The organism is Nocardia sp. CA-128927 (assembly GCF_050955855.1).
GTDB lineage: Bacteria > Actinomycetota > Actinomycetes > Mycobacteriales > Mycobacteriaceae > Nocardia.
On record NZ_CP192087.1, the window covers coordinates 114,288 to 127,373 of the forward strand.

Annotated in this window: 10 protein-coding genes; 2 read left to right on the forward strand and 8 right to left on the reverse strand. The window is 69.0% G+C overall.

What is annotated here, in order from left to right:
* Positions 1 to 44: 44 nt before the first annotated feature.
* The 6 genes from mraY to ACQPW1_RS00635 form a co-directional block, all read right to left on the reverse strand.
* Positions 45 to 1,121, reverse strand: coding sequence for a phospho-N-acetylmuramoyl-pentapeptide-transferase (gene mraY / locus ACQPW1_RS00610; protein ID WP_433660824.1), 1,077 nt, complete (start codon positions 1,119 to 1,121; stop codon positions 45 to 47).
* 111 nt (positions 1,122 to 1,232) lie between these two features.
* Positions 1,233 to 2,528, reverse strand: a complete 1,296-nt coding sequence (locus ACQPW1_RS00615) for a DUF58 domain-containing protein (protein ID WP_433660825.1) — start codon at positions 2,526 to 2,528, stop codon at positions 1,233 to 1,235.
* A 3-nt stretch (positions 2,529 to 2,531) separates the two neighbouring features.
* Positions 2,532 to 3,521: an AAA family ATPase gene (locus tag ACQPW1_RS00620; protein WP_433660826.1), complete on the reverse strand. Its 990-nt coding sequence runs from the start codon at positions 3,519 to 3,521 to the stop codon at positions 2,532 to 2,534.
* Positions 3,522 to 3,594: 73 nt separating this feature from the next.
* Positions 3,595 to 4,635, reverse strand: a complete 1,041-nt coding sequence (locus tag ACQPW1_RS00625; RefSeq protein ID WP_433660827.1) for a DUF4129 domain-containing protein — start codon at positions 4,633 to 4,635, stop codon at positions 3,595 to 3,597.
* The gene (locus ACQPW1_RS00630) at positions 4,632 to 5,426 is read right to left on the reverse strand and encodes a hypothetical protein (RefSeq protein ID WP_433660828.1); all 795 of its coding nucleotides are present in this window, start codon (positions 5,424 to 5,426) and stop codon (positions 4,632 to 4,634) included. Before ACQPW1_RS00630 ends, ACQPW1_RS00625 begins: the two co-directional genes overlap by 4 nt.
* Before the next feature lie 84 nt (positions 5,427 to 5,510).
* Complete coding sequence (locus ACQPW1_RS00635) at positions 5,511 to 6,098, reverse strand: TetR/AcrR family transcriptional regulator (protein ID WP_433660829.1); 588 nt, start codon at positions 6,096 to 6,098, stop codon at positions 5,511 to 5,513.
* Between the two features lie 114 nt (positions 6,099 to 6,212).
* Here ACQPW1_RS00635 and ACQPW1_RS00640 point away from each other — a divergent pair, with 114 nt between their 5' ends.
* The gene (locus tag ACQPW1_RS00640) at positions 6,213 to 7,730 is read left to right on the forward strand and encodes an MFS transporter (RefSeq protein WP_433665576.1); all 1,518 of its coding nucleotides are present in this window, start codon (positions 6,213 to 6,215) and stop codon (positions 7,728 to 7,730) included.
* Positions 7,731 to 7,774: 44 nt separating this feature from the next.
* Here the strand turns inward: ACQPW1_RS00640 and ACQPW1_RS00645 are convergent, their stop codons facing one another.
* Positions 7,775 to 9,394 (reverse strand): adenylate/guanylate cyclase domain-containing protein, encoded by a 1,620-nt coding sequence (locus ACQPW1_RS00645; protein WP_433660830.1) that lies wholly within the window; start codon positions 9,392 to 9,394, stop codon positions 7,775 to 7,777.
* Between the two features lie 324 nt (positions 9,395 to 9,718).
* Positions 9,719 to 11,431 carry a DUF4407 domain-containing protein gene (locus ACQPW1_RS00650; RefSeq protein ID WP_433660831.1) on the reverse strand — a complete coding sequence of 571 codons (1,713 nt, stop codon included), beginning with the start codon at positions 11,429 to 11,431 and terminating at the stop codon, positions 9,719 to 9,721.
* Between the two features lie 320 nt (positions 11,432 to 11,751).
* On the opposite strand from ACQPW1_RS00650, the gene ACQPW1_RS00655 reads away from it, so the two are divergent.
* On the forward strand, positions 11,752 to 12,339 hold the full coding sequence (locus ACQPW1_RS00655; protein ID WP_433660832.1) for a chorismate mutase: 588 nt from the start codon (positions 11,752 to 11,754) through the stop codon (positions 12,337 to 12,339).
* Positions 12,340 to 13,086 lie beyond the last annotated feature (747 nt).

Below are 13,086 nucleotides of genomic sequence, written 5' to 3' on the forward strand. Positions count from 1 at the left end.
GCTCCGCACTCGCCTCCGTCACCGGTAGTTCGTCGGGCCTGTGCTCACCCGATGGCGGAGAGGTACTCGCCGTAGAACAAGGCCAAACCGATCGCCGAGGCGATCACCGCCACCAGCCAGAACCTGATCACCACCGTGATCTCGGCCCAATCGCTGAGCTCGAAGTGATGATGGAACGGTGTGATCTTGAACAGCCGATTCCCCGTGGTGCGGAACACGACGACCTGGAGGAGCACCGAACCGACCTCGGCAACGAACAGCGCGCCGACCACGGCCATCAGCAACTCGGTCCGGGTGGCGATCGACAGCCCGGCCAGCAGCCCGCCCAGCGCCAGCGACCCGGTGTCACCCATGATGATCTTGGCCGGGGCCGCGTTCCACCACAGGAAACCGACACACGCCGCCGCTCCGGATGCGCAGACCAGCGCCAGATCGAGCGGATCGCGCACGGTGTAGCACCCGGCGCCGGGGCTGGTGGCGCAAGCGTTTTCGTATTGCCAGAAGGTGATGATCACGTAGGCGCCCAGCGCCAAGCTCATCGAACCGGCCGCCAGCCCGTCCAAGCCATCGGTCAGATTCACCGCGTTGGACCAGGACATGACGAGGAAGCAGACGACGAGCAGGAAGACGATCGTCGCGAGCGTGATCATGGTGATGTCGCGGACGTGCGAGAGGTTGCGGCTGGCCGGCGTCAACCCGGTGCTGCCGGGGAACCGCAGCGCGAGTACACCGAAAACGACTGCGGCAGCGAGTTGGCCGATGATCTTCCCCGTGCCGGTCAAACCGAGGTTGTGCCGCCTGCGGAGCTTGAGGAAGTCGTCGAGGAACCCGACACCGCCCAGCGCGGTGGCCAGACCCAGGACCAGCAGACCCGAGGCCGATGGCCCGTCCGCGTGGTAGCGGATCCCGATCAGGTGTGACCCCAGGTAACCGGTCCACATACCGATCAGGATCGCGATCCCACCCATGGTCGGGGTGCCGCGCTTGGCCAGATGACTGGCCGGTCCCTCGACCCGGATCTCCTGCCCGAGTCCCAGCCGCACGAACACCGTGATCAGCAACGGTGTCAACAGGATTGACACCGCCAACGCGATCAACGCCGCAAACAGAATCTGTCTCATTCGCCCCCCTGCGTATCCGCCGAGTCGGTCCGGCGGAGTTGTCCGACAACGACGCACGCGCGCCGGTCAGATGTTAGCCAATGTCAGGACCTCGCCACGAAGCACGAGACGTTACATCGTGCCGGACTGCTTGAGTTCGAGGTACTCGTCGGCGAGGGCCTCGGGGAGGTGGTCGGGGGAGGCGGCGACGACCGCGATTCCCTTGCGGCGCAGGGACTCCTGGACCAGGGCGCGTTCGGCGAGGATGGATTCGGCGGCGGCCGCGGGGTAGAGGTCGGTGCGGGTGGTGCGGGTCGTGGCGGCCTTGGCGACGTCGGGGTCGGTGACCGAGACGATGAGCACGCGGTGGCGCTGGGCGAGGGTGGGCAGGACCGGGAGCAGGTTCTCCTCCACGGCGGCGCCGTCGAGGCTGGTGAACCAGACGACCAGGCTGCGGCGGCGGGTGCGCTGGATGGCGGCGCGGACCAGGCCCGCGCTGTCGGTGTCGACGAGGGCGGGGGTGATGCCCGCCAGCGCGTGCATCAGCTTCAGCTGCAAGCCTTTTCCGCTGATGCCGCGCACCTCGGCGCGCGGTTCCCGGTCGAAGGCGAGCAGGTCGACCGAGTCGCCCGCGGCGGCGGCCAGCCCGCCGAGCAGCAGCGCGGCCTCGATGCTCGCGTCCAGGCGGGTGCCGTCGCCGACCCGGCCCGCGCTGATCCGGCCGGTGTCCAGCAGCATCAGCATGTGCCGGTGCCGTTCCGGGCGCCAGGTGCGCACCAGCACGTCGGTGGCGCGGGCGGTGGCGCGCCAGTCGATGCCGCGCACGTCGTCGCCCGCGACATACTCACGGAACGAATCGAATTCGGTGCCCTGCCCGCGCAGGTTGGCCACATTGCGGCCCTCGAGGTGTTGCAGCCGTTTGACTTTCGAGCGCAGCAGTCGCTCGCTGCGGAACGGTGGGAGCGCGCGCACGCGGGCCGGGACCCGGCGGCGAGTCTGCCTGCCCGCCAGGCCGAGCGGGCCGATCAGTCGCACGGTCACCTGGCCTGCCACTCGGTCGCCGCGATACGTCGGGGCGAGGGTGGTGCGGAAGCGGACCAGGGTGGACGGTGCCAGATCCAGCTGGTGCGTGCGATTTTCGGTGCGTGCGCTGTCCGGCCAGTCGTCCCACACCATGCCGCGCAGGGGACGGGTGCCGGTGTTCACCGCGACGAGCTCGACCTCGGTGGAACGACCGAGCCGGACCACGGTCAGTGGCTCCCTGGACAGCGTGAGATCGCGGGCCCGGCCGACCGAACCGAGGTCGAAGAGCACAGCGGCGGCCAGCAGGCCCGTCGCGACGACCACGCCGAGCAACGACGGAACGACGAAGGTGACGAGCAGCGCGAGGACACCCGCCGCGGCGGCCAGCCGACCGGTGACGACCACGGACTACACCGGAACCGGGACCGAAAGCAGCAGCGACGACATGACACTCTCGGTGGTCACGCCGTCCAGCTCCGCCTCCGGCCGCAGCTGCAGTCGATGCCGAAGCACCGCGACGGCAAGGGATTTGACGTCGTCCGGGGTCACGAACCCGCGTTCGTTCAGCCACGCGAAGGCGCGCGAGGCGGCCATCAGCGCGGTCGCGCCGCGGGTGGACGCGCCGTGCTGCACGGCGGGGGACATGCGGGTGGCGCGGCACACGTCGACCATGTAGGCCAGTACTTCGGGACTGATCGTCACCTTGGCGATCGCGGCACGTCCGGCGAGGATGTGCGCGGGTCCCGCCACCGGACGTAATCCCGCCGCGGCCAGGTCGCGCGGATCGAAGCCCGCGGCGTGGCGTTGCAGAATGCGGAATTCGTCGTCCCGACTGGGCAATTGGACGTCGACCTTGAACAGGAACCGGTCCAGCTGCGCCTCCGGCAGCGGGTAGGTGCCCTCCTGCTCGATCGGGTTCTGGGTGGCGATCACGACGAACGGATCGGGCAGCGGCCGCGGCTGGCCGTCGACCGAAACCTGGCGCTCCTCCATCGATTCCAGCAGCGCCGACTGGGTTTTCGGTGGCGTGCGGTTGATTTCGTCGGCCAGCAGCAGGTTGGTGAACACCGGGCCGTGCCGGAAGGTGAACTCGGCCGAGTGCGGGTCGTAGATCTGCGAGCCGGTGACATCGCCCGGCATCAGGTCCGGGGTGAACTGCACCCTGGCATGGTCCAGATCCAGTGCCGTTGCCAACGCCCGCACCAGCAGCGTCTTCGCTACGCCCGGAACGCCTTCGAGCAGTACGTGGCCGCGGCACAGCAGTGCGAGCACCAGGAAGACGATCGCGTTGTCGTTGCCGACCACCGCCTTGCCGATCTCGGCGCGCAACGCCGCGAACGCCGCCCCCGCCTCCTCGGCGGTGGGGGTGTGGTTGGTGTTCGTGGTGGGGATGGTCATCCGACCTCCAGTGTCATGCGGGGGTTCCCGCGCCCCGTCGATGGGATGAGTGCTGCGGCATGGTGTCGGCGTCTCATCCGACCTCCGCTTCGATCCACTCGAGTTGGGTGGCAACGAGTTCCAAGGTGTCCGCGTCGGGCACCGCGCCGAACAGGGCGCGGCCGATCTGATTCGGATCCGCGCCGATCCGGGCCGCCACGGCGGCGACCAGCCGATCCGGCGGGGTGTCCGGGGTCATCCCGAGCGTCGGGCGGATGCGACGTAATGTTGCTGCCCGCAGCTTGGCCGCGACGTGATCGTGGTCCTTCGAGCGCCGATACAGCGCGGCCTGCCCGGCGAGCAGCTCGTTCGCCGCGACCTCGACCGGCCGCGGTTCGCGCACCAGCGCGCCACGGCGCCGCGCCCGCCACCACACCACCAGGGCGGCGGCGACCAGGAATTGCAGGCCGCCGAAGAAGACCGGTGCGGGCAGCCGGTCCCAGATCGCGTCGTCGCCGGTGCCGAAGCCGGATCTGCCGGAGTCGCTCGGTGGCCTGTTGCGCGGGATGTCCGGTGGCTGCTGCGGCGTCGGCGCGTTCGGCGCACCGCAGGACTGCAGCGAGGCGTAGAGCAGGAGTAGCAGCAAGGCAGCGCCCGCCAGGGCGGCCCAGAACTTGGGGTTGCGCAGCAGATCCGGCAGTGGCGGCAGCGATCGGCGGGTGCGCGGTGCCTTCTCGGTGGCGGTGATTTCCGTGGGTTCCAGCACGGGCGGTGGTGCGGCCGCGGAGAACTTGTCGGCGTATTCGAGTCTGCGGTACTCGTCCTCGGTCGCGCGCCGACCGCCGTAGACGACCTCGTCGAAACTGTGTGCGGCCGGGTCGAATTCGGCGGATACCTCGAGCGGTAGCGCGGTCGTCACGTCGTCGGCGGTTTCCCGTGCGGTGCGGGACCGGCGTACCTCGAGTACGCCGCGCTGCTCCAGTCCGCGCAGCACGGCGCGGAAGCGTTCGCGCAGTGCGCTGTCGAAATCGCGGTGCTGGGCGGCGTTTTCGGCGGCCGCGCGGTGGTCGGCCGCGGCGCCGAGACGTGGTGGACTCGGCGGCTGGTCCTGCGGCGCTTCGTCGTGTTCGTTCATCGCACCTGGCCCGGGATGTGAATGTCCAAACCCTCACGGCGGCAGCGGCGGTCGACGTAGGACACCACCCTGGTGGCCGCCTCGGCAACCTCGCCGAATGCCGCCACCAGCAGCACGCCGCTGGTGAGCAGCACGATCACCGGCCACCGATGGGTGCCGGAGAAGTCCGAGAGGTACCACGGAATCCCCAGCAGCGGCACCGACAACAGCACGAGCAGGCAGCGCTGCCCCAACCACAGCCCGACCGTCTGCCAATCCGCTCCGGCGACAAGCAGTTTCGAGCGCGCGACGGCCGCCTGATGCGGTGCCCGTTCGACGAACATGACCGGGACCGCGACGAAACGCTTGGCCCGCAGCCAGCCCAGCCAGATCACACCGAACGGAAAGGTGATGATCAGCAGACTGGACAGCGCGAGCACGCCGATCGCGACGAGGGTGTAGAGCACCTGGAACATCAGCAGCGGCCCGGCCGTCGCGCCGACCCTGCGCAGCGCGGTGCGCCAGCCGATCGGGGTGCCGCCCACGCTCGCCAGCCCGATCGCGACGGTGGCGCCGCGCAGCACGAAACGCATCAGCCACACGCAGGCCATCGTCGACAGGACCGCCGCCCACGCGGTGGCGTCGTCCGCGTCATCGGTCAGCCGCGAGATGCCCGCGGTGATCGCGACGACCACGAGCTCAGCGGCGACCAGGGACAGCGCACTCAGCCAGGCCAGCGCGGGCAGGTTCGCCTGGATCAGCGCGAACGGCACGTCCAGCAGTTCGCGGAAGGTCATCGGACGGATCGGCACCGTCGTTCCAGGGGACCCTGGTACCGGATCGTCTCCCGCCCCGACGGCACCGGCCGGGTCGGTGGCTGGTAGCACGGGCCGAGTCTAACGGGCAGCGGCTGATTTGCGGTTTGTCGCAGGCTTGGCGCTCTGACCGAGCAGTCGGTCGACCACCTGCCGATAGCGCGCCGGGTCGATCGGCGGCAAGCCGAGCAGAGCGCGCAGGTACACGCCGTCGCCGACCAGCCGGACGATGTCGGCCTGGACCGGATCGTCGATCTCCTTGTCCAAGCCATCCGACCAGGAGCTCATCATGTCCATCAGCGCCTGCTGCACCTCGTCGGCCTCGGTGTCGGCCGCCGCGTCGATGGTGCGCATGGTCGCCAGCATCGATCGGTAGATCGCGAGTTCCACGGCGTCGGCGGCGTTGTCCGGATTCGGGGTCTGCAGGTACCAGCTGGCGACCGACTGGCCGCGGCCGGTATAGCTCGTCAGCTGGTCGCTCGCGCGCTCGGTGAGCCGTCGGACCAGCCCGGCGAGCAGCGCGTCCTTGCTCTTGAAGTGATAGAGCAGTCCGCCCTTGGAGACGCCGGCCTTGGCCGCGACGCTCTCCAGCGTCACGTGCGACATGCCTTTTTCCAGGAGCAGGGATTCGAGCGCGTCCAGGATTCGGTCGCGGGTGTTAGCCGTCACCAGCCGAACTATACCGTCTGGACGGTAATGTCTGATACTGTACCGTCCGGACGGTAAGAAGTACGACGGAAGTCGAGAAAGCCAATGACCACCCAGACCGCGAAGAACCCCCGGATGACCGGGCCGACCACCGACAGCCCACCCCGCGCCACCGCACGCGACTGGGCCGGTCTTGCCGTGCTCGCCCTCGCCCTGCTGCTGCTCGCCGTCGACGCGACGGTGCTCGACCTGGCCGTGCCCGCGATCAGCGCCGACCTGGCGCCGACCACGCCGCAGCTGCTGTGGATCATCGACGTGTACTCGTTCGTGCTGGCCGGCCTGCTGGTGATGATGGGCAACCTGGGCGACCGGATCGGCCGCCGCAGGCTGCTGCTGATCGGCGCGGCCGGTTTCGGTGTCGCGTCCGTGATCGCGGCCTGGGCCGTCTCGCCGGAGATGCTGATCGGCGCGCGCGTGCTGCAGGGTGTCGCCGGTGCGACGCTGATGCCCGCGACGCTCGGCCTGATCCGCTCGATGTTCCTCGATCCGCGCCAGCGCACCGTCGCCATCGCGGTGTGGAGCGCGATGGCGGGCGGCGGCGCGGCGGCCGGTCCGCTGCTCGGCGGCTGGCTGCTCGAGCACTACTGGTGGGGCTCGGTGTTCCTGGTGAACCTGCCTGTCATGCTGGTGCTGATCGCCTTGGGCCCGTTCCTCGTTCCGGAATCGCGTGACCCGAACCCCGGTCGATTCGATCTGCCGAGCGCGGGTCTGTCGATGCTCGCGCTGGTGCCGATCGTGTACGCGATCAAGGAGTCGGCGGCACACGGGCTCAGCCCGCTGCTGGCCCTGATCGGTGTGATCGGTGTCGTCGCCGGTGTGGTGTTCGTGCGCAGGCAGCGGACATTGGAAAACCCGATGCTGGACCTGAAGTTGTTCGCGCTGCCCAGGTTCCGCACCGCGGTGATCACCAACCTGCTCGCGGTGTTCGCGCTGGCCGGTGTGCTGTTCTTCGGCTCGCAGTACCTGCAGCTGGTGCTCGGCCACTCGCCGATGGAAGCCGGACTGCTGTTGCTGCCCGGCCTGGCCGCCAGCGTGGTCGCGTCGCTCGCCGCGGCGTGGCTGGTGCAGCGGGTCCGGCCCGGTGCGGTGCTCGGCGGTGCGCTGACTGTCGCCGCGTTCGGTTCCGCGCTGTTCCTCTGGCTCGGTCCGAACCCCGCGGGTAGCACGACGCCGTTCATCCTCGGCTTCCTGTTCATCGGCGCGGGAGTCGGTGTCGCGCTGACGGTTTCGTCGGACCTCGTGGTCAGTTCGGCCCCGGTCGAGCGGGCAGGCGCGGCCGCGGCGGTTTCGGAAACCGCCTACGAAACCGGCATCGCACTGGGCGTCGCCATCCTCGGCAGCGTGGTCATGGCCATCTTCCGCAACGGCCTCGACCTGACCCACGTGCCCAGCGACCAGGTCGGCGTCGCCTCCGAATCCCTCGGCGCAGCCACGGGTTTCGCGCGACAACTACCCGAGTCGGTATCCGGCGCCTTCCTCACCTCGGTGCACGAGGCGTTCGTCTCCGGCATCCACTTCGCCGCGATCGGCACAGCCTCGATCCTGCTGATCGCCGCGGTAGTGGCGTTCCGGTTGCGCACCGCGCGTCCGTAACACCGTTGATCCGCACCCGCTCCGTATCTTCGGAGCGGGTGCGTTTACGTGGAAAGCCCGTCGCTTCGCGGTCGTTCGCTCTGCTCGCCGGGGCGGATGTCGCCGCCGCGTGGTCCGGAGCTTCGGGGGCGCGCGAGTTGGGTCGGGGTGAGACGGCCGCGCAGGGTGACGGATTCGCCGAGCTGCCAGTGCGCGACTTCGGCGGGGTCCGCGGCGGCGATCGTGTTGCCGGAGGCGAGGAGTAGGTCGTCCTGCTTGGCGAGTTCGCAGAGGCGGGCGGCCTCGTTGACCGCATCGCCGATGACGGTGAACTCGTAGCGCTGCCTGGCGCCGACGTTGCCCGCGACTACGCGGCCCGCGGCGACGCCGATTGCGGCGATGAAGTCGTTGGCGGTGTCGTCGAGCCGGCGGCGGATCGCGCGGGCACAGGCCAGTGCCGCGCCCGACGCGTCGGGAAGTTTGGCGGGCGTGCCGAATACGGCCAGTGCGGCGTCGCCCTCGAACTTGTTGAGCAGTCCGCCGTGCTCCTCTACCTCGTCGACCACGATGTCGAAGAAGCGGTTGAGGATGGCGACCATTTCAGGGGCGGGCACTGTCGCGGCCATCGTCGTCGATCCGACGATGTCGACGAACAGCGCCGCAGCCTCCGTCTCCACGCCACCGAGCGCGGGATTGCTGGCCAGCGCCGCCTCGGCGACGTCACGGCCCACGTGCCTGCCGAACAGATCTCTGATCTGTTCGCGCTCGCGCAGCCCCTCCACCATGTGGTTGAAACCGCTTTGCAGCTCACCGAGTTCGGTGCCGTCGTACACGGTGATCGTCACCCGGAAGTCGCCGTCTTCCACCTGGCGGAGGGCGCGCCGCACGCCACGAATCGGAGCGATGGTGGCCGATACGGTCTGCATCATCAGCAACAGACCGAACAACAGAGTCGCACCGCCCAACGACACCACGCAGACCGCGAGCCGGGCCGTGCTCACCGACGAGTCGACCAGCGCCCACACCGCGACAATCATCGAAAGGGTCACTGGCACGCCGGCACCGAGCATCCAGGCGATCAGCGAACGTACGAAGACGCCCATCCCGCGTCGGCGCCGCGTGGGCGCCGCGCTCAACACCCGCGCCGTTACCGCCCGTAGCGCGAATTCGGCGAACAGATAGCTGTTGGCGCACACCACGATGGCGCTGAATCCGATGCCGAGCAGGATCTTGGGAATGAGTGCAGGCTCGACCAAGCCGTAGAGGGGCGTCAGCACGGCGGCACCGCCGAGCCACAGCGCCGCCTGCCGCAGCACGAGACGCCAAGGCACCTTGGTGGCGGCGATCTGCTCGTCCTCGGTGGGCACCTGGTCCGGATCGGTCGCCCAGCGCAACGCGCGCAGCCCGCTCACGGTGCCCCACCACATCCCGACCAGCAGCGCCAGCGCCGAATACAACGGCGTCGCGACGACGTCGAGCAGCAGCAGCTCTCTGGTGAAGATCGTCGGCCCCGGCAGCACGAACCCGATCAACGCGAAGGTGACCGCCATCCCGGCCAGGTTCGCGGACACCAGCGGGATGGTCAGCAGCAGCTGCACCCGGAGCCTGCGCATCCCGGATGACTCGTCCACCGGTCCGAGCAGCCGCGACCCGAACGCGGCGGTCGAACGGTCACTGTGGGCCATGGGAGGAAAGCCTAGGCCGGACCACCCGCGAAGAGCCGGACCAGCCGTCCAAGATCGTCCGAGCGCCTCGACGAGCGGTGCCGTGTGTGCCCGTATCGGTGCTGTGCATGCCCGCGAATCGAGGCGGGTGCCGGTCTGTACAGCGGGACGCGGGGCTGGATTGGGAGTGGCTGGCCTGCCCCGCATTGCGAGGTGGATCCTGCGCCGATGTGCGAGTTCATGCTGAATGGGACAGCGCAGTAGCAGGGCGGCGTTCGAATACGTCGCCGACATCGTGCGGGCCCGGTTCGCTCGAACGCGTCGCATGACCCACACGGTAGGCAATCAGCGACCGCGCGGCAGTTCGCGCTGGCCACGACCCGGAAGCTCGGACTGTCGACGGCCGCCGAGCTCGTCCTGCCGCGCGCCCGACAGGCCGTACGGCTGGCTCCCCGAGCCGTCCGGCAGCGCCGAGTAGCGCGGGTCCTGCTGCCCGTAGTCCGCGTCCACCACAGTGGCCGCGACACGCTGAGCGTGCAGCGCCTCCGGCGACCCCGGCGCGAGCTGATAACCGGCCGGCACGTGCGAGTCCTGGGTGTCGACGGTGACCTTGCGGGTGCGCTTCAGCGTGAAGGTGATCTCCTCGACCTCTTCGAACGCCTGTCGCGCCGTGCGCAGCGGGTGCGTGGCGTTGTCGATCGCGTTGGCCACGAACGACGGGACCAGCGGGCGGATCAAGCGGGCCGCGGTGTCGGTGAACGGCACCGTGCCGATCAGTGGAAGTTCCAGGCCGCCACCGGTCTTGGGCGCAGGCGCGCCCGTGCTCGGCGCGAGGGCGCGCGCGTTGACGGGGGCGGGCAGGTTCGGCGTCGCGAATCCTTCGGCAGACACGGAGCTGTCCTTTCGATCGTCAGCCGTTCCGGCTGGTAGTTCGGGGCGGCGCGGCGGTTCGGTGATGCCGATCTGCAGGCCGCCGATGGCCGCGACGATGCGGGTGCGCTGCCGCTCCCGGTCGATGGCGGTGTCCGCCTCGGCGGCGAGGCGGACCGCGGTGAGTTGTTGTTCGGCGAGCAGGGCTTCGGCCGCGACCCGCGCCTCGGCCCGCTTGACGGCGATGGCGGCGTCGGCCTCGTGCTCGGCCTGATTCTGCACATCCAGGAAGGCGGCCCGGCGGTCGAACGAGGTCTGTCCGCGCCACCACCGCAGCACCAGCGGCAGCAGTGCGAGCGCGATCAGGGCGACGATCGTCAGGAGGCGCAGCGGAAGGGCGCCGCCGTGGTGCGTGGTGTAGTCGTTCATCGCCTGCCAGCGCGCGCCGAGGCCGCGGTCGGCGCCGGTGAAGGCGGCCGATTCGGCTGTGCTCACGGCCTTTTGGTCGTCGGCGATCCGCTGGGCCAGCGCGTCGACCCGGCCCTGCGCCGTGGCCAGCTGCTTGCGGGCGTCGTCGAGCATGTCGTTGGCGGTCTGCGCTTCCGGTCCACGTCCCGGCACGCGGGTGATCTGGAGCTGCGGGCAGTCCGCGCTCGGGCTCAACTCGCAGCGGGCGATCACCAGCGCCCGGTCGACATCGGCCTGCGCCTTGGCGATCGACTGATCCAGCGTTGTCCGATCGGCGCGGGCCTGGTCCAGTTCCGTGCGTGCGGCGACGACCTGGGGCGCGGAAGTGACCGAGCGGTGGGTTCTTTCATCGAGGGTCCGGTCGACGCTGCCGCCGAACACCACGATGGCGGCGAGCTCGGCGATCAAACCACCGGCCAGCACCGCAACGGCCAGACGGGCGAGCAGACCGAGCCGGTCGGGCCCGCCCGCGGGTCGCGCGGTCGCCAGCGCCCGCGCGATCGCGCCTGCGAGGACCGCGACGAGCAACGCCACCAGGATGATCGCGAGCACCGCCCAGGTACCGGTCGAGGCCAGCGCGAGCACGGTGATCAGGGCGGACACGATCGCGAACAACAGCACCGCGGCGCCGGTGACGGCGTATCCGGTGCGTTCGTGGCGGTAGGCGACTTCGCTGTGCTGACCCCCGCCGAGCCAGGTGAACAAGCCGGTGAGGGTCATGGGAACTCACATCCTCTTGGTCCCAGTGGAATTGGTCTCGCGGGCTTCGTTAGCGACTGCTTGCAGGTCGCTCGTAAGGACCTGCTGAAACCGTCATGGTTTCGTTGTCACAGCGTGACAGGACGGCAGCCGACACACCGAGTGGCAGCGGAGGTATGTGGCCAGGCTCACAAAACCAGCGATGTGGTGCGGGTACGGGGGCGCTGAGCCGGTCGAGCGGAGGTCGTTTCGGGCCCGCACACGGCCGGAGCGCGGCATCGGGTTCGCTTACTCTGACTCGATGATCCGTTTCCGCGCGAACCATCTGGGGAGGTCAGGTCATGCGGTTCGTCACGCTGATGATCATGTCGGTGGCACTGATCGTGTCGCCCGTTAGCGCAGTCGCGGATCCCGGCAGCGACCGCGACCGGTCGCTGGACCGCCTGGTCGCGCTGGTGCTCGAGCGGCTCGACACCGGTGACGCGGTGGCCGCGGCGAAGTGGGTGAGCGCCGCGCGGACCGGCACCGAACCCACCATCGACGATCCGGCCAGGGAGGCCGTGGTCTACGACTCGATGGCCGAGCTCGGCGCGGGCCTCGACCTGCCGGAGAGCTGGGTGCGGCAGGTGTTCGCCGGTCAGATCGAGTCCAACAAGGTCGTGCAGCGCGGCCTGATCACCGGCTGGCGGTTCGACCCGGCCGCCGCGCCCGGCGCGGCACCCGATCTGGCGTCGGTGCGCCCGGTGATCGACCGGGTGAACATCGAGATCGTCGACCAACTCGCCGCCCGGCGCGCCGAACTGACCGCCCCGGATTGTGCGGAAAGATTGGCCGTCAGCGTCTTCGGCGTATTCACGGCCGGTAATACCGACGCGCTGCATCAGGCCGCGTTGGTGCGTGCCACGGCCGCGCTGTGTGCGCCGCGCTGAACGCTGCGTGCCTCGCGCAGAACGTTTCTGAGGACGCCCTTAACCGCTTTTTAAGCGCGACCTTCAGGGCCGTTAGTCGGCTCCGTCGGCGATTGTTCGGCGAAAGGCGTTCCGTCCCGCAATAAGTCGCGTCTATTACCGCCTGACGGCGTATAGGTTTCGGCTCCCGAAATGTGTCGAATGCCACTCCGGCGAGTTTGCTGTATGTGTGCTGAACGACACAGAACGCAAAAGAATCCGGACGGTCGGATCTCGTCGCAGGCTCGTCAGGACCCTGTCGGAAATCTCTCATCCATCCCGCTTTCGAGTTAGCCACCGCGGAATGGTTTGCCGGATGCTGAGCGAGGGAAATCATCTTCGATGCAGGTGGGAGCGGTTTCCTGACCATTTTGCGAGGTTTGGGGCCGCTCTCGCGCGCCAGCGCCAAGCGGCTGGCCGCAGGCTCTGCGGGATCGATCATGGGGTGCCTGCTGCTTTACACTGGACGACGCGCACACGTGGAGGACCGAATGAAGAAGCCCAGCTAGACCCGGTTATTAGTGCAACCTAAGTTGGTTGGGCCCCGGACCTGACTTATCGTTTGCTCTTACGCCGAACACAGAATGATCGGCACCCTCGCCCGCTCGGGCAGCTCCTAACCGGTGCTCAGCGTAGCGGGCCGGAACCCGCTTGGAGGTAAGGATCTCGTTAGGGATCTGCTACCGACGAGCACCCACGACGTCACTGAAGCGGGTGAACAACTGGAGA